Below are 26448 nucleotides of genomic sequence, written 5' to 3'. Positions count from 1 at the left end.
TTCACCCGACCTCACTTAGCGTTTTTAGAAGCAAAAAATTTTACAGCAAACACTTCATAATAAGGAGAACCATACGTAGCACTGAAATCAAGCCGAATTCGAGTTACCCCTTTTGCATGCACTAGATGTTTATTCAATGAAAGATAATTCCCACGGATATTCATTTGACTCTCAGTTCCGTCTTCTAAGGTTAAGGTCACATCATAATCTTGAATCAAGGGTTCGATCGGATCGTCGAAATGCTCCAAATTCAGCTGCGAATTGAAAACAAGATGGATTTCATCCAGATTCTTGGGGCTTGCAAAACCAAATTCCAACCATTCCTGTCCTTCCGAACGTTCAGAAATCCAGCTGTTTGGCAGACCATAAGGTCTGGAGTATCCGTTAACGGCATTCGCGGGATTATACATATCCTGGGATGGGTTCAGATCTTTGAAGCAAATGCTCCTATTGAATTTCTTCAGCCTGGACGGCTCTTCCGGTTTATAAAGGAAGCTGACCGCTCCTGTCAACTTCTCTTCATTTCCGTGTACGGCAAGGCTCCCCGGGCCTTCCAAAACAATATAGATTTTGTCATCAGCCGGTTTCTCGCAGCCCAGGTCCAGTGTAATCCAGTCATCGTGACCCGCTGAAATAACCAAGTGGTACTCTTTCAGCTCGCTGGTGGGAATATAGTTTTCCTTGCGCTCCCCTCCAAACAGCTTCACTTGCAAATTCTCCGATTGCTCGGACCTGTTTTTAATTTTAATTCGCACGCTTTCAGCCACAGATGTCTGAATCGGCAAGACCAAACATAACGCTTTGTCCAAGGATATCTCTTCGGTTGGATGAAGATGTTCATAGCTTCGCTGAGACGAGGCACGAATCGTCAATCCGTCAGCGAAATAAGGATCCAACTGCTCTTGAAGCCCTACAATCGTTTGCCCGTCTCGAAGCAGCTGCGCCTGAAGCTCACCCATATGGGCTTTGACGATGGTCGCGGGGTCTGCCTCGTATTTCAAGCATAACGCAGCAGCCGTTCCTACCGCCTGCCCCATACAACCGCAAGTTGCCATGACCCTTGTCGATCCAAAAGCCACATGGGTAGCGCTTATATTACGGCCAGCGAACATCAGATTAGGAATATTGCGTGAAAATAAGCTGCGGAAAGGGATATTATACAATCCCGGCACGAAATTCCAGGCTGTAGCCGGCCCCTCATCGTAAATGCCTTTATTCGCATGCAGATCCATATACCAGCCTCCGACAGATACCGCATCTTCGAAATGGGGCTTTGTTGTAAGATCGTTCTGAGACAGCATGTGCTCCCCTATAAACCGCCTCGACTCCCGCTTTCCCGGAATCGGGCATACATAATCCAAGATGAGATTGTCCACATCATCAAACTCGCCACTATTTTTGATATAATCCCATATTCCATAAACCAATTTTCGCAGTTCCAATGCGATCTCTTCATTATTCTTGATAATATCCATATGTCCGCCGTATTCCAGCCACCATAATCCGCCAAGCCCGTTGATTTTCCTTGGAAAAGACCGATGGTTTAAGCCTTTTCTGATACTATCGAAAAAGGCCAACTTCGTAATGTCATATGCAAAGCCTGGTCTTTTGTATGGAACGGGATAGTTTACGTCACGGGCTTGAAACAGAATCGTATCACCCATGGTATAATGATCCGCCACTTCAGGAGCTAACTCCTCGTTGTATTCATGCTTCGCCTCTCTTCCCCATCGGAAGTGAGCCCCTGCTTGGTATCCAACAATTCCATCGCCGGAGCAATCGATGTAGGTTGGGCTTTCAAAACGAAATTTTCTTTCGGAAGCCAATTGAAGGCCTTCCACCCATTTAATTCTGCCGTTCTCCATGCCTGTTTCATGCACGCATGTATTCAGGAATAGAGAAATGTTAGGCTCATCATAAACCATGTCGAGCAAGACCGTATCCGAGAGCGAGAGCATAAGCTTCTTGTTATATAACGGATTATAATGAAAGATCTTCAGCTTGAGTTCTTCCACCACCCCCCCCTCGCGTGCATAATAGGATGGACTGTTTCCGAGATATGCCGACCCGTTGATATGAACCCTGACCTCGCTGCTCGCATTTCCCCCAAGGACCGGCCGATCATTAATAAGTGAAACTTGCAGCCCTTGGCGTGCGGCAGCAATGGCAGCGCATATCCCAGCAATACCTCCGCCTACGACGGTTACATCTGCTTTCATAAGCTCCATTTTGATAACCTCCATGATTAGATGCTTCTATCATGGTAATGGTTGGGGTCCTCTTTTTTTTACAGGATTTCGCGAAAAAATCATACATTTTTTGCATCCTTATTTGGATTCGTACCGTGTCATTTTTATCCGGTATTGCTTGGGCGTATCTCCCGTATATTCTTTAAACAGTTTGCAAAAGTAACCTTCATTGACGATGCCTACTTCTTCGCACAATTCCAATAAAGAATAATCCTTAGCATTTAATAGTTCGAGAGCTAGTTGGATTTTTTTTCGGTTGATGTAGCTGATCACGCCTTCGTTCATTGTTTTTTTGAATAAACTGCTAAAATAGGATGGTGCCAAATTCACTTCCTCAGCAATAGCCTCCAGCGTTAAACGCTGTTTCAGGTTTTTCTCTATAAAATGCATAGCACTCATGATTTCTGCACGATGTAATAGTTGGCCCGCGTGTACGTATTCGAATGTGAAGTCGCCAATATAGGCGAGCTGCTCCTGAAATGCCATAAATTCCATGGGGAATTCTGCTGCTTCCGTGTACAGCTTGTTCCCCGATTTAAACTTCTTGGTAATGTCCCTGTATAAGTCTCTAATCATCGGTGCCATGATGGACTTGTGGATTTTATAATCCGTAACAAATTGGTTCAGATCGGCGATTGCATTGTCCAGTTCTTCCTTGGAAATCTTCCTTTTCACCGATAACAGAAAATCAGCCAGCTTCTGCTGAAAGTCTGCTTTTTTGTCATTATGGTATTGGAACCGATGCATGGGTGTTTTTACGACTTTCTCTGTATGGTAATAGAAATCCTCACTCACATTTTTAGCTTCCGTGTACGCTTGTTTGATCGATTCCCAACCTCGGTACGGACCTCCAAAAGCGACGGATACCCTTTGATTCAAATATTGATGTAAGTGGGAGACGATCTGCCCTCCCAAGGATTGGCAAGCATATTCCGTTTCCATATCACTGCGGTTATTTTCCCAGGATAAAAAACCAATAAAACGATTATCGGACAGATCCGCAGCTACGCCGCTGCCACCATTCATCACCGTTTCTTCAATTACATTCGTAATCGCATATTTCAATATGTTTTGATCAGCGGCTGCGTATTCGTTTCGGAAACTTTCATACGTATTCATTTCAACGATGAAGCAGCAATAGTTGGCTTGAAAGAAATGAAACTGCATGCGATTGGCAAAATCTGATGCACGATGAGAAGGAATTTCGCCTCTGATCAGTTCGTTAAAAAATTGCTTGCGGACTCTATATTTATTTTCAAGCACGGATACGTTTAACGATTGAAATTCTGCTTCTTTTTTCTTAAACTCATTTAAAATTCCGGCAGCCTTATCCAAAGCTCGATTCAAATCCGCTTCCCTCAGCGGAACCTTTACAATGTACTCCAATACGTTGGCTTGAATCGCTCGCTGGGCGTATTCAAAGGATGAATAGGCGGTCAAAAGTATGTACTGGGTATGGGGGAGCTCAGCCTTGAGCTGCTCAATCATGGAGATTCCGTCCATTCGCGGCATAACGATATCGGATATGACAATATCCGGTTTAAGTTTTATGATCTCTTCGATCCCATTCAGCCCATTATTTGCTTTTCCCACGAGAACAAATCGCTTATCCCTATAAGAGAGCTCACTAAAAAACAATTCCAATCTTTGTATGATCAGGTCTTCATCGTCAACAATGAAACAGGTATAGTCTCTCATCATTATGCATCTCCTTTTTGTAATTCTGAGGGGAATAATGCGCGTACACGGGTTATCTCCTTAGGTATGCTAATGATTTGCAGTCCGAATTGGTCTCCGTAGTGAAGTCTTATTCGGCCATGAATATTATTCAGCCCGATTCTTTTCCTTTTCACTTCCATTTCACTCGGTTCTGAGATTAAAATATGCTTTAATTTCTCAGCTGGAATTCCCTCGCCTTGATCAACAACTTCTATGATGACGATACCGTCCTCCCTGTACGCATGAATCGTAATAGGCCCCTCAATTCCCCCTCCGTTATAACCATGGAAGATGCTATTCTCCACAAGAGGCTGCAGCAGCATTCGAAAAACCGGAAAATCCATTAACCCTGCTTCGATATGTTCAATCAAGTGGAAGTTTCGGTTATACCGAATGTTCTGGATCTCGATATAGTCCGCTACATTTCGTAATTCCTGGCGTAGGGAAACCTTCTCTGAGGCATCGTCTATTCCGTATTCCAATAATGAAATGAGCGATCCAATCACCACATCTACTTTCTCTATTTGGCCGAGACGTATAACATTGCTGATCGAACCAAGTGTATTATACAGAAAATGAGGATTGATTTGAGACTGTAGCACCTGGATTTCCAGCTTTCGCTCAAGTTCATTATGAAGCTCCGCTCGCCGAATCAGTTCCACAATTTGCTGCAGCATACGATCGAATGCTCGTGAAAGGTCTCCAAACTCATCGTTTCGATTAATCGTTATTGTCGTTGTGAGGAAACCTTGCTCCACCTGCTTCATTTTTGTTTTGAGCGTATAGAGTGGCTTTCTTATATATTTGGCAACCAAAAAAGAAATGAACAAACTTAACAGAAAACCCGCAGCTAGAAGCCCAATATAATAGGTTTCCAATCTGGACAAAGCTGATTTCAAGCGTGATTCATCGTTGATCGAGATGATGGTCCAGTTGAATTTCTCCGTCGGTTTTTTCAGAAGGGAGACCGGAATGCCATCCTTGGTATGCAGTTGAAGGCTTGTTTCTGTCGTATCCAGGATTTGTTCCGCTGACGTTTCCCCGATTGAAAACGTATGATCTTGAATATTCAGTAGTCCTTTATTTCCAGAGAATCCGGCAATGATTTTACCTGACGCGGTAATTAGAGCCAGATTCATTTGTTCTTGTTTATTAATCTTGAACAAGGTTTCTTCAATGGCATTTAGATCCAAATCAACCGCAATGGCCATAGGAAACGGAGCACTGTTCAGATATCGAACCATCGTAACGGTCCAGCCGGAATACTTCGATTTGTAAGGTTCACTAACAAAGGTGGTCCTTCTGTTCTTCTCAGCCGCATCAAACAAAGGTTCCCTTTCAGATAAAGGTTCATCGAATATCCGGGTAGCTGTACTTCCGCCCAGAATGGATAAATCGCTTTTGATCAAATAAATATTACTGACGTAATTACTGTTGAGTTCATAGAGCTCTCTTAATTGCTTTTTGATCACTTCCGTATTCTCAATATTGGCTTTCACTGATGTTTCGACCGAGAACAGGATCGTCTGAAAGGAGGAAAAATTAACGGTGAAATACTGGTCTACCTTTTCAAGTATTTGGTTGGTGTAATAAAGGTCATTGGTTCGTATTTCCTTTTGGACATAGCGATAAGACAATTGACTTATCAAGATGATGCAGCTTAATACAAATGCAAATACGATAAAAAATAATTTTAAGGGCAAGCTGAACCTTCTTGGCATCGATCATCTTCCTTTTACTTCCGTAGTAAACTAAGAATAGCATATGACAATAAAGAGAGGGCTACGAATAGCCACTCTCTTCGTTTATATTTTATTTGATAAGGCCGGCTTCTTTAAATTGCTTGATTGCTGAATCCTTATATTTCTGCATGTCAAACTTGGTATCCAAGGTTTGGAGGAAATTGTCCCAGTTGGAAAGAGGATCTTTGCCCGTCATAAATTTAACCAAGCTTTCATTAATGAAACGTTGGCGGTCAGCATCCAAGGTATCGCTTGGGTCTGGGGTCAATAAATTTCCGGGCAACGTTGGCCCCACATATTGCTGATTATTCTTGAATGCCTCTGCCGTCTTCGGATTCTGGAAGCTGAAGTACTCCGCATCATCACCACGGCGCGGCATTCTATAATGATCGACCCACAGGTACTTCTCTTTCATTTCCTTCGATAATTCGGAGGTTTTATTTTTGATTTTGCCGTCCACCACATCCCAATGAATACCTTTAATTCCGTATGCAAAGTTCGGATAGGCTTCTTCGTCCGTAAAGAGATAATTCAGCATGGACAGGATTCGAATGATTTTGTCCTTATCCGCTTTCGCAGAAATAGCCCATGAATTGCCTTGGAACGATTTTCTCTCTACAATTTGATCACCGTAAGGACCTTTCATCGGAGGAATGACAATCCATTCCGGCACCTCGCCACTAATTTCTTTCATTTTCTGCTGATAATCCGGCTCCAGTCTGCGGGCATCTCTGATCATGAAGCCAACTTTACCCTTAAACATCTTTTGGTCCAACAGATCAGGCGAATTCATCGTCACCCAGTCTGGGTCTACCACTTTAGCTGCCATCATTTTGTTAATGTAAGCGAGCGCCTCTTTCATTTTGGGATCGATAAACAGGAAGATCGGTTCATTATCTTTTATTTCAACGGCCGAAGGAGGATTGACGCCAAACATCCACATCAAGCTATCGAAGCCGTAGGTTTGCAGATTACCTTCTTTATTCATACCGCCGATAAATCCGTACGTATCGTTTTTGCCATTACCGTCCGGGTCTTGCTCTGTAAAGGCTTTCATAACTTCGAACAGCTCATCAGGTGTCGTTGGCACATCCATATTCAGCTTTTTCAGCCAATCATTGCGGATGAAGAAACTTCGGCTGATACCGTTAACATTATCATAGCCTGGAACTCCGATCGTTTTTCCTTGATAGGACATTGCCTCCCAGGAGTCGTCGCCAAATCGTTTCTGCAATTCAGGGAATTGATCCAGATACGGTGTCAAATCTGCAAGAACGCCTTGGTCATAATATTGAGCGAGATCAGCCCGGCTCTTTAAGAAAATCAAATCTGGAATATCTCCACCAGCAATGAGCGTATTCAGTTTGGTTGTTGCTTGCCCAGCTTGAGGAATCATCATATCCAAGTCGATGTTCATCTCTTTCTCCAACATCTGGCGTTGAATATCTTCATCCCGTGGAGGGATTGGAGCAGCAGCATTGAAAGTACCTTGGTTAAACATCGAGATTTTCATTTTGGTTTCAAACTGACCAGACTGCCCTGGCGAATGACTAGAAGCTGTTGATGTAACCTCTTCGTTTCCTCCACATCCTGACAGTAGCGTTCCCAGTCCTAAGATTGCCGACAGAATAGCATATGATAACTTCTTACGCTGCATATTGACCTCTCCTTTGATTGTATATTATCACGGTTTCCCCGTAATAAGTTAGGTTGGAACACCTTTTAACCTTTAACGGATCCCAAGAGCACACCTTTGGTAAAATGCTTTTGTAAAAATGGGTAAACGATCAAAATCGGAACCGTAGTCACAACAACGGTAGCCATCTGGACAGCGAACGTACTCACCGTTCCGGAATTGGCGAGCGACTCAGCGCTTTGTGTTGCGACGTTAAGCAGGATGTTGCGTAAGACGACTTGAAGCGGCATGAAGTTGGAATCATTGATATAAACAATGGCATCAAAATAACTGTTCCAATGCCCCACTGCGTAAAATAAAGAAATGGTGGAAATGACGGGCAAAGACAGTGGTAAAATGATCCGCCATAACGATTGAAGTTCACTTGCACCGTCAACCCTCGCTGATTCCTCGATTTCACCAGGCAATTGCTCGAAAAAGCCTTTAATGATCACCAGATTAAATGCACTAATGAGATTTGGAATAACCAATACCCACGGACTGTTTAGCAACCCCAGAGAGCGAATTAGTAGATAAGTCGGAATTAACCCCCCACTAAACATCATGGTAAACACAATGAATAGTAAAAACGGACTGCGTCCCGGCAAATACTTTTTGGATAACGGATAAGCTGCTAAAACCGTAAAAAGCACATTAAGCATCGTACCTACAATCGTTCGAAACAACGTAATTTTATACGCCTGCCAGATCCCATGAGAAACGAATACTTCTTTATAGGCCAGAAAGGTAAAAGATTCTGGTATAATCACAATCCCTCTTCTTAATACTTCTGATTCTGGCGTCACTGAGACAGCAATCACATATAGAAAGGGCAGTAAACAAAGTAGTGATAAAAAAATAAGAATAACATAAACGACGGATTGCCAGACTTTTTCCCCGATTGTCAAATTGATCATTTTGTTAACCACCTCACCAGATTTGCCCATCGAATTTTTTGGCGAGCTTATTCGCTGCTAAAACTAAACCAAATCCAATGACAGCTTTAAACAATCCTACAGCAGTAGCCAAGCCAATCTTAAGACGCTCCAACCCTTCACGGTATACCCATGTGTCGATAATGTCGATCTTCTCCTGGTTAAAGGTGTTGGCAAACATGAATATTTGGTCAAAGCCGGCATCCAGAATATGGCTTAATTTAAGAATCAGCATCAGAATAATGACTCCTCGAATGCCTGGTAAAGTGATATGCCAGAGCTGTCTCCATTTGGAAGCGCCATCCATTCGAGCCGCTTCATATAAGCTTGGATCAATACCTGCTAATGCGGCGAGGTATAGTATCGCTCCCCATCCAATGTCCTTCCATATTTCAGATGCGATGACCAGCAGTCTTCCCCAAGCAGGCTCCGTTAGAAATGAAATGGGCTGAAAACCACTTTCTTTCAAAATCATATTAAAAAGGCCATCGCCTGGGGCTAATAATGCTACCATCAATCCATACACAATGACCCAAGACAGAAAGTGGGGTAAATAAGTAATGGTTTGAACGATTTTCTTAAACCATTGGGTATGAACTTCATTGAGCAGTAAAGCAAGTAGGATGGGAGCGGAGAAACCGAACAACAGCTTATAGAGCGATATAACAATCGTATTTTTCATGATGTCCCAGAAATAAACGCCGTTCATAAAATCCGTGAAATTTTTGAATCCCACCCACGGGCTATCCCATACTCCCAAAGCCAGGTTGTAGTTTTTAAAAGCAATCAATATTCCTGCCATAGGAATGTATTTGAATACGGCAAAGTAAATTAAGGCTGGTAATAAGAGAGCATACATCACTTTATATTTTTGGATCGTCCTTATCCATGACTTTCGCTTTTTGGAGAGGGGAATGGCGTCCGCTGCCAATTTTGTTTGCATATCATCACCTCGTCTTGGTTTGTATTTGTATATTAGCACCCCCCTATCGGATAAATTTCTGAAATTTCAAGAATTTCTTACAAGATATTAAGTAAGTGTGCCATCCCCTTTTGTGGTCAGTACCGAACAGTTGATTAATTGCTTATCTTGGACTTGTACCGCGAAAACTAGCCTTCTTGGATAGTTTAGATGAAGGTTGATAAAAATTTAAAAAAACAAAAAAATCATCGTTACCTAGTTAGTACTTAGGCAACGATGATTTTTTTGTTAAATATAACATCGACAGCAAGACGTTTGTTTCATTCCGGTTAGCTATTTTGAGAAATAATGTCCTTGCTCCAGATCTGTGAGAAGTCCATGTTGGACAGGCTTCCAGCCAAGCAGTTCCTTCGTCTCTTCACTTGATCTTGCTAAGTCAAGCGACGCAATCATGCCTAGAAAACCGAAGATGGTTTGCGCTTCTTCAGGAGGGATACTGATTACCGGCACATCCACATAACGACCAATAGCTGCGGCAATGTCGCTGAACGCAATGCCTTCATCATGCACGCCATCCAGTCGTGAGCCTGCAGGCGCAGATTCTACAGCGAGGCGGAACAAAACTGCCGCATCCAAGCGATGAATCGCTGGCCAACGGTTAGAGCCGTCTCCAATGTATGCCGAAGAGCCTCTTTCCTGAGCGATCCGGATTAATTCCGGCACGAAGCCTTTATCTCCTTCTCCATAAACGGAAGGTGCAAGCGAGACGATCGATGCTCTCACGCCTTGTTCTATAAACGCAAGTGCCGCATCCTCCGATGTTTTACCATTCGCATGTGCTGTAATAACAAGTGGTTTACCGGAGCCGACAAGCGCCTCTCCCATCGCTTCGATGGCGCCTAGATCAGTTGCCAGTGATGCTGCGAAATTAGAGAAATCGTGGTTAAATGCCAGATGAATAACGCCGTCTGAAGTAGCTGCACAGCTGCGCAGTAAATCCAGATCCTCTAAAACACCCCGAGCCACCTCGGCTGGGAATTGAACCAATGAACCTTTCTCTACTGTTCATCGATCGTCACGCTCCCATCAATATTTTGACAGCCGATGTACCGGCCACAGTACCAACCTCAAAATCTCGCGTCCCCAAAAAGCAAATACCGTCGTTCCGGTCCATGAGCTGCGCTTATCTTGGCTGTATTGATCGTTGATCATATAAGTCCGAGTCGAAATAGGACTCTTCAGACCGAACTCTTCCCATTTCGCCGGATCATTCGAACCTCCAAGTTTTCTAAGCATATTCGCCGACTCATGATCTATTTTAGCCGGAATTTGCTCGAATGCTTGGGTAATTTGCGTATGAAACTCATCGATCGGGTTGCGACTGGTAATGCTCTCAAGATGGATGCTTTCGCGAATGTAAGAAACGTATGCCAGATGGTCAGCCCAGAACTCGTCGATATAAAAAAGCCGTACCCGCTGCTCTGATGGGCTCATCGGTCTCTCGCCTTTTAATATTCCGAGCCGTTCTTCGTATAGGATTCGCCTCTGACCCTCCACCATATCCGAATAACCGTTCAATTCCCGCTGAATATCGAAGTTTTGACCTATGATAACGCGCTGAATATGCTCGATTTTGCTGCGGAGCCCCGGATCATCAAGAACCTCGTCCTTCCTGGGAGCGCGAAACAGTCTATGAATGCCGAACCGAAGCATCAACTCATCTTCCAGGCTTATATAAAACACGGAAGCTCCCGGGTCACCTTGGCGGCCAGAGCGCCCGCGCAGCTGGTTATCTATCCGCATGCTTTCGTTCACATGTGTACCTATCACGTATAATCCGCCCAGCTTGGCAACCACTTCTGCCTGAGCGGGATTACCGCCGCCGAGACGAATGTCGACGCCGCGCCCTGCCATATTCGTAGATACCGTTACGGCCCCGATTTCTCCCGCTTTGGCGATGATTTCGGCTTCTTTCGCATCGTTTTTTGCATTGAGAACCTGGCAAGGTACGCCGGCAACCGCAAGTTCCTCCGCCAGCATGTCAGACTCCTCGACGCTTGACGTACCAATAAGAATGGGGCGTCCCACCCTATGGACAGAAGAGATTTCTTGTATAAGAGCCTTATATTTGGCTTCTTTATGAGTGTAAATCCGATGCTGGTGGTCGATCCGTATATTTGGCTGGTTCGGCGGAATTTGCACGACCTGCAGCGCATAGATATCCTCGAATTCCATTGCTGAAGCGTGCGCCGTAGCCGTCATTCCGCAAATTCCTGAGTACAGGCTAATGAAGTGTTGAATGGTGATCGTACCGAGAATTCTACCACCGGCCTTCCACTGCAACCCTTCTTTCGCCACAAGCGCAGCTTGCAGCCCGTCCGGCAAATACCTGTTCTCGGCCACACGGCCGGTATGTTCTTCGATTAGCTCAATTTCACCGTCCCGGACGATGTAATCGACGTCTTTTTTTAATAACGATTCCACATGCAGCGCACAATTCAATGACGTTAACAAATGACTATTATGGCTATCGTACAAATTGCCGCATCCCAGCAGCAGCTCCGCTTTCGCAGCACCCGCATCATTCAAGTAAACGTTCCGCTGGAACTCGTCAAAATCGTAATGCTCAACTGGCTGGAGCTGCCGGGCCACTTCTGCGAAAAGAACACCATCACTCTTGGAAGAACTCGAATCGCCACTAATGACTAGCGGCACCCGCGCTTCATCAAGAAGAAGTGAGTCCGCTTCGTCGACGACGACATAGTGGAAAGGACGGTGTACGGTATCAGCTTCATTTAATGCGATTGTGTCGCGCAAATAATCGAACCCAGCTTCTTTAGCCGTAACATAGGTTATGTCCTTGGCGTACGCTTCCCGTTTCTCGAACAGGCTCATGCCGGCTTGAACCGAACTTACGGTTAACCCGAGGAAGCGGTAGATCGGGCCCATCCACTCCGCATCTCGATTTGCCAAGTAGTCGTTAAAAGTCAGCACATGAACGCCTTCGCCTGTCAACGCGTTGAGATAAGCAGGCATAACAGCAGAGAGTGTTTTTCCTTCACCGGTATGCTGTTCGATCAAATATCTCTCGTGCAAAGCGATAGCAGCCATGATTTGGACATCGTAAGGCTGTAATCCGAGAGTCCTCTTCGCCGCCTCGCAGACTAACGCATAAGCATCGACAAGCAGCTCATCCAAAGGCGTGCCTGATCTTGCTTCTTCTTGCAGCCGAAGGGATTCCGCCTGCAGCCGCTGATCGTCCCAAGCTTCCAAATTCCGTTTCCTGATAAGCTCCACTTTGTCCCGATAATCTTTCAACAAACGCCGGGTGTCGCGTTCTTTGAATTCACGTATCAACTTGACGATTACATTCATTGGAATTTGATTCCTCCTCGGTAGAAATAAGTGTAAGAAATGACTTAAATCGTAAGCTCGTATTCGCCAAGTTGATCTAAAAATCTATATGTAGCAGCTCATATGGCTCTTTAAGCGGCATCTGTTCCGTATGTCCTCATATTGCCCAGTGAAAAGAAAAGACTCCCTTATGGAGTCTCTTCTTTCGATGGTTAACACGCCAGCCAACTCAATTCGTTCCCGCTCTAGCTTTTGAGAGTCAACTACATTACTTCTCCGATGGGAGCGGTGTAAAGAGCAGATTGACCGGCAGGTTGCTTCCTGGCGCAGCAGAGAAAAGAATCGTTACGCTCTCTCCATATGCCCCTGTGCGGTAAAGAACGCTTTGTTCACTTGAATTGCTAACAGCAGCGTTACCATCAGCAATGGATATAACCTGATTGTTCACTAGAGCAACGCCTGAGTACTTCCCTCCACGAGGGTTAAATGAGATTAGTGTACGCGGAGCGACATTGTTCAACGTGATTTTGTATAATACGCCGAAATTACCCGCATTGGACGCATCTGTATAAGCCATTGGATCGGTTCCAACCAGATTGGGATCGCTTGCGTTATCACCAAGCGGAAGACGAGCTGGTTTGGCTCCCACTTGCTGATCATACGTTATGATACGAGTCGCATTCGGGTACGTTCCACGGTTGTGCACACCGTCACGATCAAGCACAGGCAGCATAGGCAAAGCCTCGAACGGATCTTTATTTTCTTCGACCAGAATAACGTTATAGTCCAGGGAATAATCACTGTAAGCATCCGAATAGAGTGAGATCACTTGTCCTTCTTTCATCGGAGTTTTATTTAGTTCGGTCAAAATCAGTTTACTTTCTCCAGGTTGAATAACCTCTTTCTTTTTATCGGCTCCGGTCTGGATCGACTTAAACCATTTATCAATAGACAGTTTTCCAGCTACAGTAGCATAAGGAGTAGGTCCTGCAAAACCCATATTTTGTTGCTCGAATACTGCTATATTTGGATTGTTATTTGTTACAATAACGTACATTTTTACTCTTTTGCCTGTATTGTTGACATGATGAATCATGAAACGTGTCTGACCCGAAGACGATTCTTTATATACGATGCCTTCCGTATTCACCGTTTCCGGACTGTTGCTGCGGATCAGCAGACTTGGCTCATCCGTGTACGTATAAGGTACTTTTTCCATAGAAGTCACTTCGCCACCGTTAAAGGTAAATTTCTGTCCTACCGGCGTGAAGAGTAAATTAAAATCGGAAAATGAATATAATGTCTCATTGGTTATAGTTATAACTTTGGAGTACGTGTTCGTCGCGCCGTGATTGTCAGTAACGGTGAGTGTCACCGTTTTGGGACCGGGTTCAAAGAAGGCCAGCGAATTGTTTTCCCATACCGTTTTTTCAATGCTGTTTTCATCATCTGTACTCTGGTCAATATACGTTATTTTTTCGCCCATTTTATATTGTTCCTTGTCGGTTGTGAACATGGCTACAGGGGGAAGATTAGGACTCAGAACTTGAATCGTAATGGTATAGGGATCACTCCATTGGCCGCTTGAATCCTGAACTTGATATGAAATCGTATATGTACCCGCTTGATCAAACGATTCCTGACGACCTGTCCAGCGTTCGTCAACGATCTTCAGTCCATTTGGAGAAACGTAAGAAGTTATATAGTCCACCTTATCGCCCACAAAAATTTCCTTTTGGGAAATCACAAAGCTTGCTACGGGTTTAGTATTTAGATTCAGCACAACCGTTTTAGCGGACTGATTCACTTTATAGGTGATGTTCAGAGCTTGAGTAATGGAAGTTAACGGCACCATAAACGTATTTTTTTGCTGATAAGCAGGGCCCTTCATCGTTCTGGACTCTCCATTTACGGTATAGACCGTGCTGTTGGTTTTGAATCGGAGCTCATTAGCACCACTGATGATGATGGTTTCCTTGGTTTTGTTATCGTATTTGACCCCGTATCCCACACGGTCCACGAGTGCGCGGATCGCAACATAGGATACACCGTTTTTTACAGTCATTGGCTGGCCAGCAAGATACGTTTTGCCATCCTGCTCCATTTTGTTGCTATTCATGTACAACGTCAGATTGCCACCTGCTGCTACGGCAGAATTTCCATCAATGGATGGTTGCTCTATTTGAGCAGGTGTAGCTTGAGTTTCAGCATCCTCAGTGGTTCCTTCCTGGATCGTAGATCCCGTTTTAGTTTCGGTTGTAGTAGCTTCCTCTTCGCCATCAATGGCGGATTTTTCGATATCTGTTTTAGGTGTTGCCTCAGTGGCTGCTGAAGTTGCGTTTTCTTTTACCTTAGTGGACGGAGTACTGCTGGATGCGTTACTGCTACCCGTTTTCACTTCTTGCTCTGCAATTGGTTGCTCTTGCTTTAGCACCTCAACCGATTCTGTTGTGGCTGTATTTACTGACGCTGTGTCATCTTGCGGTGTTGATTGCGCACTCACAGAACCGACTGCAAATGCTTGAATAACGGCTAAAGCGGTAAAAATGGACAATTTCTTCTTCAGATTCATGCTTTGTCTTTGGCTCCTTCTGCTCCCAAGTAATGTTTACCTACATAAAAAGTCATAGTATTAGACGCTAGTTTCAGGAAAAAGTTTCTAGTGAATTTGTAAATTGTGGATTTAGTACCAGACATGTTCATATCGAACCGTATTACGTAACAAGAGCTTTTACGGATAAAATAAAAAAACCACGGGATTCCGTGGTTTACTGCTGGTGTAAGCCTCAATTCAGGCCAACCTTAATTCCCCTAAAGTACTAAGCCGTTTGCAATGCCCCGCTCACACGCCATCTTTCAAACCACACGGCTGCTGCTTATCGAACTATCCGGCAACTGCTTAATCGGCTTCAAGTATCGTAATTGACCAGATAGTGATGAAGCTCTGTGTTATAGCAGCCGATACTGTGCTCAATGAGTCTGCCTTCCCCATCGAAAGAGTTACGCAGGCGTTTGAGCACATGCGTCCCTGGTGGGATCTCCAGCAACTGACACACCTCAGGAGTTGCCTTCTCTACAAAGAAACGGTCTCTGAAGTTTTCCAGCGCAATGTCGTTCTCCTCCAGTGAGTCATACAGCGACTGAATGTTTGTGACCATTTCTGCTATACCTCCACCGGGCAATGCAGCTGCAGCCAAGAAGTGTATCAGATGAATATAAGGCTGTCCATTCAAAATATAGAGCCGTTCAATTCGCTGACAATACGGCCCGTATCGGTCATATTCCTCCGTACCGGCATCATTCGAAATTAACTGGGATTTCAGCTGTTTCTTTTCCAGCTTGTGTCCCTCTTCTACGAGCAGCTCTGTAAACCGTTTGCCCTTAGAGAGCTTCTGATGGGAGGTATTGCGCATGACAATCGTTCCAATACCGCTTTTCTTCTGTACATAACCTTCCTGGGAAAGCTCCTGAACCGCGCCGCGGACCGTCATTTTACTGACACCAAATTCCTTCTCCAGCTGCGGTTCGGAGGGGATGATGCTCCCTAAAGGATATACGCCATGCAAAATCCGGTCTTTGAGTATTTTCTGGATTTGCTGATATAAAGGGCCTTGCTTGCGTTTCAAAGACACTCGTTGTTCACTACCTTTCAACATCTAAGGTATGGTCCGACAGCGCTCGGAGTACCTCGTTCTCGGTAAAAAGCGCTGTATCACCTTGAGTGGTATGAGCCAGCATTGCTGCTGCCGCTGCCATATTGACCGTCTGCTGCTGCGGATATTGCTGCAATTCCCCATGAATGATGGCGCTGGCAAAGGCATCACCGGCACCGATCCGGTCATACACCGGGAAAGTCAGCTTGCGAGAAAACAGAAACGTACCTTGATGATAGATATATCCTGTCAGGGAATGCGTATGGTCAGCGTTAATCTCACGGTGGGTTCCCGCTGCCGTTCCGATTCCGAAGCGCTCAACCACTTCGGGAATCGCCTGCTTCAACTGTGTCATTCTATCATATCCTCCAGCTCCAAAGCCAAGGATAAACAGTGCATCTTTCTCATTCATCAGCACCAGGTCCGTCAGCTCCAGCAGTTCTTCATAATGCGGGCGGGCCTTGGCATAGCCATCCGCTCCCCATAATGCTGGACGGTAATTGCAGTCAAAAACAACTTTGCCCCCGGCTCTTTTCACTTCCGCAGCAAGCTGTTTCATTTGCTTGCGCACACCATCATTCATAGACAGCGTAATTCCGCATAAATGAAGAACGTCGATCCGGGAGGCAAGAGCAACCATATCGTAATTGCCTGCCTCCGCGGTATTGAAGCTGCTGCCCAGCCGATCTGTGTAAGTGACTCTGCCGGGGCGGGCTCCAAAGCCATTCTCCAGAAAGTACATGCCCAGCTGTTTGCCTCCCCGGCTAATTAGTGAGGTATCCACCCCAAGTTTACGCAAGTAAGCAATTGCCGCTTCGCCAACCGGTGTTTCCGGTAAGGTAGTAATAAGCGAACCGTTATGGCCGTACCCAGCCAGTGCTGCCGTTACATTAACCCCGCTGCCGGAAAAAGAATACTCCAGCCTGTTGCTCTGGACCAGCGTTTCATGGCCCGGGACCTGCAGCCGCATCATTACTTCACCAAAAGCCGCAATCCTAGGCATACCGGTCCACCAGAGATTTCATCGTTTCAAGCAATCTGACCACATCCTGGACGTTCGTACTTCCCGTCTGCGGATCAATAATAGATGAATACACATGCGGGATAACCTGGGGCACCCCAGCCTGAAGTGCAATCTCCAAAATGGGTCCGAAGTTATCCAAGCCGATTCCGCCCGTAGGCTCCAGGGCAAATCCGGCTTCCCCGCAGGCCTTGGCAACAGCACGGTACTCCTCCTCCAATTGCAACCCCTGCATGGGATAATATTTCAGCGCATTGCCGCCCATGTCACGAACCAGCGCAATGGCGGCATGAACCGGAACAAGGGCCTGTTCCTCCGCCCCCGAGCTGACGGGACCGGTCGATATATTCACATAACCCGGCTTCCCGCAGGGAGAGACCAGGCTGTTAATCCAGCTGTCTCGGGCGCCCAGATTGGCACGAGTTGCCCCCACTGCTGGAAAAACCTGATTGATATGGCTTCCCGGGTAACTTGCGGCAATCTCCGCCACAACTGCCGCCTGTCGATTGTCTCCGGCCCCCAGTCCGATGGATACAGCGTCCTCGATCGTCTGACCGTATAGGGTCATCGCGGCTGCCGCTTCCTCCGCCGTAGCATAATTTTTGGAAAGCACACCTACCAAAATATATCCTTCCGCAGCCTCGTACACTTCCTTCGCGTTCTCGATACTGCCTGCCAGTACATTAAGTGCGGCTCTGTTCTTATATAGACGCTGCAGAATATTACTCATTCTTGTTTCCCCCCACGATTTCATGTATTCTGCTGACGATGACCTGAAGATCATCACCTTGAAGCGACCTTGGATCAATATCGAAATACCCCTGCTTAACCCCATAATCCCTGGTGTATACGGCAATTACGCCTTCACGCAGCCGATCATTAACATGCCTCGCATCCACTCCGGCAACAGAGGAATCAATCTGGATGCGCCCACGGAAAATCGCTCTGCCCGCTTCATCCTGCACGATGCGGATTGAAACTCCAGGAAGCCCCTCAAGCGGCTGAAGAGCCTCCAGCGCGTGTCTCTCCCGTTCACTGTTGTCGGCTTTGTCCTGGTATTCATCCAAAGCCTGAAGCAGCCCGAAGGTGGTCTCTTTGCCGACCTTCATGCTGCGCCCGATCCCGTGCAGCTGTACCTTTAGCCACTCGACATATTTCATTTTGCCGGCGACGATGCCTGAGGTAGGGCCTTCAATAGCTTTTGATCCGCTGTAAATCGCCAGATCCGAATACTGGACATATTTGCGCAGATCCTCTTCCGCTGCCGCATCGACGATCAGTGGCACTCCTCTGCGCACTGCAACCTCCCACGCTTCCTCTACAGAAATCATGTTCTTCTGGACGGCGTGGTGGGATTTGACATAAAGAATGGCTGCGGTGCGTTCACCAATCGCCTGTTCAATATGCTCTTTGCGGCCTTCATTGGCATATCCAACTTCCACCACTCTGCCTCCGCCAAGAAATACCATGGTTTCGACCGGCGCTCCATATTGCACGTTATGGCCCTTCAGCATAATAATCTCATTTTTCAATACCGGCTCCTGATGCAGTCGAAGGCTGAGCCTTGGATCTCCGGAAGTCACAAAGGCTGCCACCGACAGCGCAATGCCGCTGGATGCCGAGTTCACGACAACCGCCCCTTCAGAACCAAGCAGTCGTGCAATATATTCTCCGGATTTGTCCACAAGATCCGCAATTTCCACGTACTGCTGTCCGCCCTGCTTCATTGCCTCCATGACCGAATCTGTTGGTGCGGAAACACCAAGGATGCTCATTCTTCCACTGGCATTAATAACCCGTTTCAATCCATATCTAGCCTGTAATGAATGACCCATTCGTAAAGACTCCTTTAGCCTCAATATAGTACTGCGCAACCCGAACATCGCCTTCCGAATCCTTAAGCTGCTTCTCACCTGCTTCCAGTGCAAACAAAGTCAGGTTGGCTTGCTGTCCCACCCTTATCTCTCCAAGCTCCGGCTTGCCGAGCCACTTCGCTGCGCTGCTTGTTACAGCTTGGATGACCTCTTCCAGGCTGTAGCCGAGAATCAAAAATTTTGTCAGCACATTTGACATACTGTACACCGGTCCGTTAAGACGATTGCCGCGGTAGATATCCGTACTGATGGTATTCAGCGCAATGCCTGCCGCCTTGGCCTGTTCTGCAATCTGGAAGGAGAAGCTCGCCGTGCCATGCCCTACATCCAGATGAACTCCTCGGGCAGCTGCATCCAGCAACCCTTGCAGGGGAGTGCCGTCCGCGTGGAACAGATTGTTGGACTTGCCGTTAAGGTAATGGGTGATTACATCACCCGGTTGCAGCAGCTCCAGCACCTCGGATATCGCGGGCGGAGCAGAGCCAATATGCACCATGAGCGGAAGCTTCGTTTCTTCCGACAGAGTGCGTGCCAGCTTGAGCGGCTGTATACCGCTGTCTTTGACAACACTCTGGCTGATGCGGGCTTTCAGACCGACGATGAATTCAGGATAGGTCACTGCCGCCTCCAGAACCTTGTCCCGGTCAATCCATTCCAGCTGAGACAATTCATCTGTCCGTTCAAGCCCGATTCTCGAAATATTTAACAGAGCAAACACTCGGGTATCAGCCTTCAGACTTGCGGTATACAAAGTTCCTATTCGATCTGCACCACAGCTTCCGGCATCCACCAGTGTCGTTACTCCCTGCTTCACTCCAATTTCGTCGATATCATCGCCATAGGGATCAAGCTCCGGCACGGCGTGCACATGCAAATCAATCCATCCGCTGGACACATATAACCCTGTACAGTCTAGCCCGCTCTCTCCTTCCGCGTGGGCTGCCGGTGTAATGGCGGTGATAATCCCATCCTGAATGGCTATATCCATTATTCGCCCATCCACAAGCTGCAAATTGCGCAGCACATTCTCTGTGCCCACTCATCCCATCTCCTTCTTCAACCCCGGTATACAGAAAAAATTCAAAAAGATGATTAGTGTCTTTGAAGCAAAACATCTCAAAATTGAATAATAAACGTGGTGAGCTGCTCCACTTTAAAGATTATAATGTTATAATGTTTATATTAGCACGGTGTAATCTAGAAGAGAACAGTGATTTATAATCCCAAGATCTATCATCCGAATATTTAACTCTGGAGGGACTGTTTTATGGCAAATCCGGCACTCAAGCCATCCTTGCTCAAAAGGTTCCGGCTCAGCTGGAATCATTTCAAATCAAGGCTTCTGCTGAAATATGCATTTTCCTACATCTTAATATTTCTTATCCCTCTAACTGGTGTAACCATTTTTGTTTATGAGAACGCTGTCAAGGGCCTGCGTGTCGAAATTGAACAATCCAATGTCAATCAGCTCAATCAGGTGAAGAGCACCATTGATACCCGTATGAAGGAGCTTCAGGAACTAGCGGGGAGAATCGCCTATGACAGGCATCTGACCCCCTATATGGTACGGCATCCCTATTACAGCCTGGAGGCGATTCAGACACTGGCGAATTACAAAGCCAGCAGCAACATAGCAGAGGATCTGCTTCTCTATTTTCATGGCGATTCCAACATCTATTCATACCGCGGTCTGGCTAATCTTCATGTCACCTTTGATTCCTATTATCAGTTCGAGCACTGGACCTCGGAAGAATTGCGACGAGATTTGAATGAAACCCGGCAGCCCTTGGTACGTCCCGCTGAGAATGTAACGGTCAATTCCCGCAAGGATCCGATGCTCGTCATGCTCGTACCCATTAAACCGAATGACCCGTATCCATACGGGACCGTTCTCTATTTAATGAAAGAATCCAATCTTACCGGGGTCATGGATTCAATTCTGAGTGATTTTTCGGGCAGCAGCTATATTTTTGGTCCCTCCGGAGAGGTGCTAACAGCGAACAACCATGGCGTCAGCCTCCCCCAGGACGAGCTTGGAAATTTATCCGCACTTGAACCAGGTATTCATAACCTGGAGCTGGACGGGGAATCATACTCCGTCGTTTCCGTACAATCTGAAGAAAATGGCTGGACCTATGTGACAACGATGCCAAGCTTCCAGTTTTTCAGTCGTGTCGCCCATGTCCAGACCCTGATTCTGATTGTCTTCTGTATAACAGTCATTACCGGCATAGCTGCCGCACTGCTGCTGGCCAAACGACAGTACCATCCAATTAGGGATCTAATGGAATTCGCGAAGCTGAGAGGAAGTGGCCCTGATGCTCCCAAGCTCCGCAATGAATGGGAATGGATACGGCAGACTCTCCACGATTACAGTGCCAGAATTGATCTTCAGGAACCCTTCGTCCGGAATCAGTGCATGCTGCTGCTGCTCAAGCACGGCAAGCCGGATGATCCTGAAATTGAGCAGATGATCCTCAGCGCAGGCTTCAAGCATCCTCAAGGAAAAGGTCTCTATTTCTCGGCAATCCTATCCTGGGATGAAACTCTGCCAGGCGACAAGTTCTGGCAGGAACGCCATCTGTTGCAGGAAATACTGAGCAATGTATGTCTGTCCGGTCCCGATGCACAGATCTTCGGTGTGGAATTCTCGGTTAAGGACCAGTTTGCCCTGATTATTTCGCTTGCCGACGATATGGATATACCGGTTCACAGACGGATGGAGCAGGTTATTGAAGCCATTCTTGAGGTAATCCGCAAACACTCGCAGCTGTCTCTGAGTATCGGAGTTGGTACGGCCTATCGGGATCTGGCTCTCCTTAATCAATCCTTCATCGAAGCCGCGGCAGCTCTGGAGCACCGGATGATCCGGCGCAGCGGGCAGGTGTCTTACTTCGAGCAGCTCGCTGAACTGGTTCCTTCCGCTGCTCAGAGCTTCTGGATTCCGCGTAAATCCATGCTGAAGCTGGAGCAGAGTCTGAAGCAGGGCAATGAATCGGTAGCCGCCCAGATGATTGCTGATAACATTGATAAAATCAAAGACGAGCCGCTGCAGGTGCATTTGCTGCGCTGCATCTGCTTCGATTTGCTGAACGTTTTTTTGCGCACAGCCTCTGAGTTTGGCATGAACGAAGTGTTCGCCAACATGCCGGAATTGACCTCCTTTGAAACCCTCGAAGAGCTTGAGAACCGTCTGCTCTCTTTGGCTTCTGCTATCTGCGCGCAGGTCGAACAGAATAAGGAGACAAGCGAGCCTTCATTAATGGAAGACATTCTGGCTTATGTGGACAGGCAGTTCGCAGACTACACCCTCAGCCTGGAGCATGTGGCGCTTAAGTTTGCCATTTCAACCTCTTATTTAAGCCGTAGCTTCAAAGATAAAACCGGCAGCAATTTCTCACAATATATCTGGCAGCGGCGTGTGGATGAGGTCATACGGCTGCTACAGAGCACTAGTGCACCGCTCAAAGAAATAATTGAACAGGTCGGTTATTTGGATACGCCGAATTTCATTCGCAAGTTCAAAAAAGAAACCGGTCTGACGCCAGGGCAGTACCGCAAGGAACATGCCTTGAAGGGGGCTGCCGCGAAAAGACCGGTTTAAGTTGGCGGACCTTCCGCCCTTTCTGGAAAGCTTACATTACAACGCCAAGCACATAAATCCTTATGCTTGAAGCTAAGCTTCATTTTGTGGTTATTTTGCTACTACGCTTCCTGGAGAATATGCTCCACCAGCTCATCCAAAGGAACCGTTGCGAGCGCAATCGCTGTATCCGTTACCCCGTAATAGATATAGAGCAGTCCGTCTTTGACCACATTTCCGGTTGGGAAGATGACATTCGGAATCTGGAACCCAAACTTCTCATAATACGTCTCCGGCTCCATAATAAAATTCGCTGTCCGGGCAATAATTTTCTCCGGCTGCTCCAAATCCAGCAGCATCGCCCCCACGCGGTAGACAATGTCCTCATCAACGCCGTGATAGAGTACCAGCCAGCCCTTGTCCGTGCGTACCGGTGGCGTGGAGCCTCCAATCTTCCGCGATTCCCAGGACAGGCTTCCGGCGGTGGCGAGCAGCTTGGGCTCTTCCCAGTTCACAAGATCCTCGGAGTAGGTAATCCACATGGCCGCTTTATCTGTTCCATAAGCTTCTCCCACATATTCCTCGGGACGGCGAAGCAGCACGAATTTGCCGCCTATTTTCTCGGGGAACAGAATGTTGTCCCGGTCATTGATATCAAGTGGTGTCGTGTCTGCCACAAACTCCCAATCCAACAGGTTATCCGATTTTAGAATAGAGGATCGGGTCAGCCAATGCCCCTCCTCTTCCCCCCATCCGTCCGGATATTCCGGAATAGAGCGCAAGGGAACACCTGCCCCAGTAGGATAATAGCTCATTGCACAAGGGCGCAGGGCGTAGTTCAAATAGAATGTGCCTTCGATTTTGACAATTCGCGGGTCCTGTACACTGCCATAAGGGAAACCCAGCATATCGGGCGTCACAATCGGCTCATCCCTCACATGGGTAAAGTTTACGCCATCTTCGCTCTCAAGCAGCCCCAGGTAATTCTTACATGGCGTCAGGGACCCTGCGGTGCGCTCAATCATATAAAATTTGCCGTTATCAATGATGACTGCAGGATTGAAGACCGTAACCTTTCGCCATTCATAGCCGCCCGGAACGACAATAGGATTATCCGGATGTCTCGTAATTTGCATATCTATCCCTCCTGCATTAGTTGGATTTCCACCGGTCATAGGCAGCTTGGTTGATTTCGGCCACACGCTCTCCGCCCATTTTCTTGACGGTCGCCACATAATTGTCCCAACCCGTAAGCGGCTCGGCACCGGTGATGAACTTCGCTTCCATCTGATTCACATATGTTCTCAAATCAGAATTAAGGCTGCTGATTTCGGTCTGCTCCTCCACGGTGAAGAACAAGGTCGGGAACGGAATCCGTGCACCTTTATCGAGAAGCTTCTGCTTGGTTTCCTGCTCTACCCAGACGTCAAAGTCTGTCTTCAGCCCCTTACTAATATCATCCATGGACAGGGTTGGAGCAGGAATGCCGTAGTTGGGCGTCAGTGTTGCCCGGTAATCTTCCATTTCCTTGCCGTCCGGTACCGGCAAGTACTTCTTAACCCGGTTCTCTTTGTCAGTGTATTCCCAGAGAATGCCCTCCGGCCCTTTATTGAAGAACATCGCACCTTCATAGGAATAAAGATAATCCACCCAGCGCATTGATGCTTCCGGTGCGGGATTACTTTCCGTGATGGCAAATGCGCCAGTTGTGATTCCTCTGTTCTTTGCAATCGCAGGAGCAGCAATGGATTCACTGCGGACGGGCGCAAACATCGGATCTGCCGTCGAAGGCTCTCCGCCCTTGGACATGTAGGCATGCCAGTCTGAGAAGAGGGCAACTTGATTATTCTGCGTTTTGGCCTTCTTCTGCTCTGCTGTCTGCGAGAAGCTCTCGTGATCCAACAGGTCTTCGGACCACAGGCGGTTCATATAGGTCAAATATTCCTTATAACCTTCTTCAAGCGGTGTATAATGCACTTTGTCCGCATCGTCCACATAAATTTCTTCTTCATAAATACCGAATGCGCCAAGCAGCCAGGTACGGATATCGCGGAGGTTCGCAGCTGGTGTTGTCACTGAGGAAATCGGAATTTCATCGGCTTTGCCATTGCCGTTTGGATCTTCCTCCTTCACACGCTTCAGGTAGGTATACAGCTCTTCCGTCGTTTCGGGAAGCTTGTCGATATTCAGAGCCTTCAGGAAGTCCCCGTTATACCACATCGGATTGCGGTACCAGTGCTGGCTAAGTTCTACTACTGGCAAGGAATAGATATGCCCGTCCGGTGCTGTAATTGATTTACGGACGTCCGGATTCTCCTCCAGCAGTGACTTGAAATTGGGAGCGTATTCTTCAATCAGATCCTCCAGGGGTATGATGATACCCTGCTCTCCATAATTCATCTGCTCTGCGGTCGTCAGACCGGCAGCATAAAGGATATCCGGGTAATCCCCGCTGGCGAGTACCAAATTCTTTTTGGTCTCGAAGCTGTCCTTCGGTGCATTCTTGTATTCCAGCTTAATGCCGGTCTTCTCCTGCATCTGCTGAAGCACCACCATGTTCTCCCAGTTCTGAATTCCTACATCCGGCGCCATAAGCGACAGAGTAACGGACTCATTGACAATCGGGAAACCTTCTTTATTCACAGCAACGTCTCCGGTACTTTTATTTGCTGCACCTTCATTTGAATTGCTGCATCCTGCCAGCAGTGTAAGAACTAGAGCCGAAGACAGCAGAAGCTTCCATGGTTTGCGTGTGGTCTGCATGAATAATTCCTCCCTTGTTATATAAACTTTCTAATCGTTTAGCCCTTAACAGAGCCAATCATGACCCCCTGTACAAAGTAACGCTGCAGGAACGGATAGACTGCAACGATGGGCAGTGTGGAGACAACGATGACACCGTATTTGATCAGCGATGCTGTTTCTGCCTTATTATTCATAGCGGTCGCCACCTCGCCATTGATCGAAGCGCCTGTGGTTTCGGCCGACATTTCCTGAAGGACAAGGATCTGGCGCAGAACCATCTGCAGCGGATACTTGGCTTCATCATTCAAATAGATCAGGGACGGGAAGTAGCTGTTCCAATGGCTTACTCCATAGAACAGGGCCATAACGGCCACAATCGGTGCCGACAGCGGCAGAATAATGCGTATAAACAGCTTTAAATTCGTACAACCGTCAATATGCGCCGCTTCCTGCAGTTCTTTTGGGATGGTCGTCTGAAAAAAGGTGCGGGCTACGACAATATTCCAAACCGAAGCGGCCACGGGCAGGATCAATGCCCACATACTGTTAATGAGGCCAAGATTCTTGACCAGCAGATACGTCGGCACGATTCCGCCGCTGAAGAACATCGTGAACAGAATGAGACCCATAAACAACTGGCGCCCGACAAAATCAGATCTGCTTAGTGCATACGAGGCCGGCAGAGTAACGGCAAGATTGACCAGAGTCCCCACTACAGTGTAAATGATCGTGTTCCAGTAACCATTCCATATCTTCGGGTTCTCAAATACAAGCTTGTAGCCATCCAGTGTCACATTCTTCGGAAATAGCCACATAGCTCCCGAATTGACGTCCTGCGGTGAACTGATTGAAGCGCTGAGAATATAGATTAGCGGATAGAGAACCACCAGCAGTGCAAGGCCCAAATAGATATAGGTACTAATCAGGAACAGCTTGTCCCCCCTGGATTCTTTCATGGCAGTAACCACTGACTTCA

General features: G+C 46.9%; 18 protein-coding genes. 1 reads left to right on the top strand and 17 read right to left on the bottom strand.

Annotated features, from left to right (window positions below; genetic code table 11):
- Window positions 1–11 precede the first annotated feature (11 nt).
- From JNUCC31_RS31985 to JNUCC31_RS31920, 14 genes are all read right to left on the bottom strand, one after another.
- Window positions 12–2228, bottom strand: a complete 2217-nt coding sequence (locus tag JNUCC31_RS31985; RefSeq protein WP_228469352.1) for an FAD-dependent oxidoreductase — start codon at window positions 2226–2228, stop codon at window positions 12–14.
- Window positions 2229–2327: 99 nt separating this feature from the next.
- Window positions 2328–3950 carry a response regulator transcription factor gene (locus JNUCC31_RS31980; protein ID WP_192267300.1) on the bottom strand — a complete coding sequence of 541 codons (1623 nt, stop codon included), beginning with the start codon at window positions 3948–3950 and terminating at the stop codon, window positions 2328–2330.
- Window positions 3950–5689, bottom strand: coding sequence for a sensor histidine kinase (locus tag JNUCC31_RS31975; RefSeq protein ID WP_192267299.1), 1740 nt, complete (start codon window positions 5687–5689; stop codon window positions 3950–3952). The genes JNUCC31_RS31980 and JNUCC31_RS31975 overlap by 1 nt, the downstream gene beginning before the upstream one ends.
- Window positions 5690–5780: 91 nt before the next feature.
- Window positions 5781–7367: an extracellular solute-binding protein gene (locus JNUCC31_RS31970; protein WP_192267298.1), complete on the bottom strand. Its 1587-nt coding sequence runs from the start codon at window positions 7365–7367 to the stop codon at window positions 5781–5783.
- Between the two features lie 65 nt (window positions 7368–7432).
- Complete coding sequence (locus tag JNUCC31_RS31965; RefSeq protein WP_192267297.1) at window positions 7433–8302, bottom strand: carbohydrate ABC transporter permease; 870 nt, start codon at window positions 8300–8302, stop codon at window positions 7433–7435.
- 13 nt (window positions 8303–8315) lie between these two features.
- The gene (locus JNUCC31_RS31960) at window positions 8316–9263 is read right to left on the bottom strand and encodes an ABC transporter permease (RefSeq protein WP_192267296.1); all 948 of its coding nucleotides are present in this window, start codon (window positions 9261–9263) and stop codon (window positions 8316–8318) included.
- A 312-nt stretch (window positions 9264–9575) separates the two neighbouring features.
- Entirely contained in the window at window positions 9576–10289 is a 714-nt protein-coding gene (locus JNUCC31_RS31955; protein WP_228469351.1) for a Rossmann-fold NAD(P)-binding domain-containing protein, read from the bottom strand.
- A gap of 39 nt (window positions 10290–10328) precedes the next feature.
- Window positions 10329–12617 carry a preprotein translocase subunit SecA gene (locus JNUCC31_RS31950; RefSeq protein WP_192267295.1) on the bottom strand — a complete coding sequence of 763 codons (2289 nt, stop codon included), beginning with the start codon at window positions 12615–12617 and terminating at the stop codon, window positions 10329–10331.
- A 247-nt stretch (window positions 12618–12864) separates the two neighbouring features.
- Window positions 12865–15168 (bottom strand): copper amine oxidase N-terminal domain-containing protein, encoded by a 2304-nt coding sequence (locus tag JNUCC31_RS31945; RefSeq protein ID WP_192267294.1) that lies wholly within the window; start codon window positions 15166–15168, stop codon window positions 12865–12867.
- 337 nt (window positions 15169–15505) lie between these two features.
- On the bottom strand, window positions 15506–16228 hold the full coding sequence (locus JNUCC31_RS31940; RefSeq protein WP_192267293.1) for a GntR family transcriptional regulator: 723 nt from the start codon (window positions 16226–16228) through the stop codon (window positions 15506–15508).
- Window positions 16229–16238: 10 nt separating this feature from the next.
- Entirely contained in the window at window positions 16239–17252 is a 1014-nt protein-coding gene (locus JNUCC31_RS31935) for a sugar kinase (protein ID WP_192267292.1), read from the bottom strand.
- On the bottom strand, window positions 17245–18000 hold the full coding sequence (gene dagF / locus JNUCC31_RS31930; RefSeq protein ID WP_192267291.1) for a 2-dehydro-3-deoxy-phosphogluconate aldolase: 756 nt from the start codon (window positions 17998–18000) through the stop codon (window positions 17245–17247). The genes JNUCC31_RS31935 and dagF overlap by 8 nt, the downstream gene beginning before the upstream one ends.
- Window positions 17993–19105 (bottom strand): DgaE family pyridoxal phosphate-dependent ammonia lyase, encoded by a 1113-nt coding sequence (locus JNUCC31_RS31925; RefSeq protein WP_192267290.1) that lies wholly within the window; start codon window positions 19103–19105, stop codon window positions 17993–17995. Before JNUCC31_RS31925 ends, dagF begins: the two co-directional genes overlap by 8 nt.
- Window positions 19083–20132, bottom strand: coding sequence for an amidohydrolase/deacetylase family metallohydrolase (locus JNUCC31_RS31920; protein ID WP_267132533.1), 1050 nt, complete (start codon window positions 20130–20132; stop codon window positions 19083–19085). Before JNUCC31_RS31920 ends, JNUCC31_RS31925 begins: the two co-directional genes overlap by 23 nt.
- A gap of 279 nt (window positions 20133–20411) precedes the next feature.
- Here JNUCC31_RS31920 and JNUCC31_RS31915 point away from each other — a divergent pair, with 279 nt between their 5' ends.
- Complete coding sequence (locus JNUCC31_RS31915; protein WP_192267288.1) at window positions 20412–22748, top strand: helix-turn-helix domain-containing protein; 2337 nt, start codon at window positions 20412–20414, stop codon at window positions 22746–22748.
- A 101-nt stretch (window positions 22749–22849) separates the two neighbouring features.
- Here JNUCC31_RS31915 and JNUCC31_RS31910 read toward each other — a convergent pair whose 3' ends face one another.
- Genes JNUCC31_RS31910 through JNUCC31_RS31900 form a run of 3 tightly spaced genes read right to left on the bottom strand, consistent with a single transcriptional unit; the run spans window position 22850 to window position 26440 of the window.
- A complete protein-coding gene (locus JNUCC31_RS31910; RefSeq protein WP_192267287.1) occupies window positions 22850–23863 on the bottom strand; it encodes a glycoside hydrolase family 130 protein in 1014 nt (337 codons plus the stop codon).
- A gap of 16 nt (window positions 23864–23879) precedes the next feature.
- Window positions 23880–25490, bottom strand: coding sequence for an extracellular solute-binding protein (locus JNUCC31_RS31905; RefSeq protein ID WP_192267286.1), 1611 nt, complete (start codon window positions 25488–25490; stop codon window positions 23880–23882).
- A 38-nt stretch (window positions 25491–25528) separates the two neighbouring features.
- A complete protein-coding gene (locus JNUCC31_RS31900; protein WP_192267285.1) occupies window positions 25529–26440 on the bottom strand; it encodes a carbohydrate ABC transporter permease in 912 nt (303 codons plus the stop codon).
- Window positions 26441–26448 lie beyond the last annotated feature (8 nt).

It is taken from the genome of Paenibacillus sp. JNUCC-31, assembly GCF_014844075.1.
Taxonomy (GTDB): Bacteria; Bacillota; Bacilli; order Paenibacillales; family Paenibacillaceae; genus Paenibacillus.
The sequence above is the reverse complement of the archived record's forward strand: the minus strand, read 5'-3'. Positions and strand labels throughout refer to the sequence as shown.

Bases quoted from the DNA above. Each gene is read 5' to 3' on its own strand.
- JNUCC31_RS31950 (WP_192267295.1), bottom strand. From the start codon at position 12,617: ATGAATGTAATCGTCAAGTTGATACGTGAATTCAAAGAACGCGACACC.
- JNUCC31_RS31945 (WP_192267294.1), bottom strand. From the start codon at position 15,168: ATGAATCTGAAGAAGAAATTGTCCATTTTTACCGCTTTAGCCGTTATT.
- JNUCC31_RS31985 (WP_228469352.1), bottom strand. From the start codon at position 2,228: ATGGAGCTTATGAAAGCAGATGTAACCGTCGTAGGCGGAGGTATTGCT.
- JNUCC31_RS31980 (WP_192267300.1), bottom strand. From the start codon at position 3,950: ATGATGAGAGACTATACCTGTTTCATTGTTGACGATGAAGACCTGATC.
- JNUCC31_RS31970 (WP_192267298.1), bottom strand. From the start codon at position 7,367: ATGCAGCGTAAGAAGTTATCATATGCTATTCTGTCGGCAATCTTAGGA.
- JNUCC31_RS31935 (WP_192267292.1), bottom strand. From the start codon at position 17,252: ATGCCTAGGATTGCGGCTTTTGGTGAAGTAATGATGCGGCTGCAGGTC.
- JNUCC31_RS31960 (WP_192267296.1), bottom strand. From the start codon at position 9,263: ATGCAAACAAAATTGGCAGCGGACGCCATTCCCCTCTCCAAAAAGCGA.
- JNUCC31_RS31915 (WP_192267288.1), top strand. From the start codon at position 20,412: ATGGCAAATCCGGCACTCAAGCCATCCTTGCTCAAAAGGTTCCGGCTC.
- JNUCC31_RS31920 (WP_267132533.1), bottom strand. From the start codon at position 20,132: ATGGATATAGCCATTCAGGATGGGATTATCACCGCCATTACACCGGCA.
- JNUCC31_RS31925 (WP_192267290.1), bottom strand. From the start codon at position 19,105: ATGGGTCATTCATTACAGGCTAGATATGGATTGAAACGGGTTATTAAT.
- JNUCC31_RS31910 (WP_192267287.1), bottom strand. From the start codon at position 23,863: ATGCAAATTACGAGACATCCGGATAATCCTATTGTCGTTCCGGGCGGC.
- dagF (WP_192267291.1), bottom strand. From the start codon at position 18,000: ATGAGTAATATTCTGCAGCGTCTATATAAGAACAGAGCCGCACTTAAT.
- JNUCC31_RS31965 (WP_192267297.1), bottom strand. From the start codon at position 8,302: ATGATCAATTTGACAATCGGGGAAAAAGTCTGGCAATCCGTCGTTTAT.
- JNUCC31_RS31905 (WP_192267286.1), bottom strand. From the start codon at position 25,490: ATGCAGACCACACGCAAACCATGGAAGCTTCTGCTGTCTTCGGCTCTA.
- JNUCC31_RS31975 (WP_192267299.1), bottom strand. From the start codon at position 5,689: ATGCCAAGAAGGTTCAGCTTGCCCTTAAAATTATTTTTTATCGTATTT.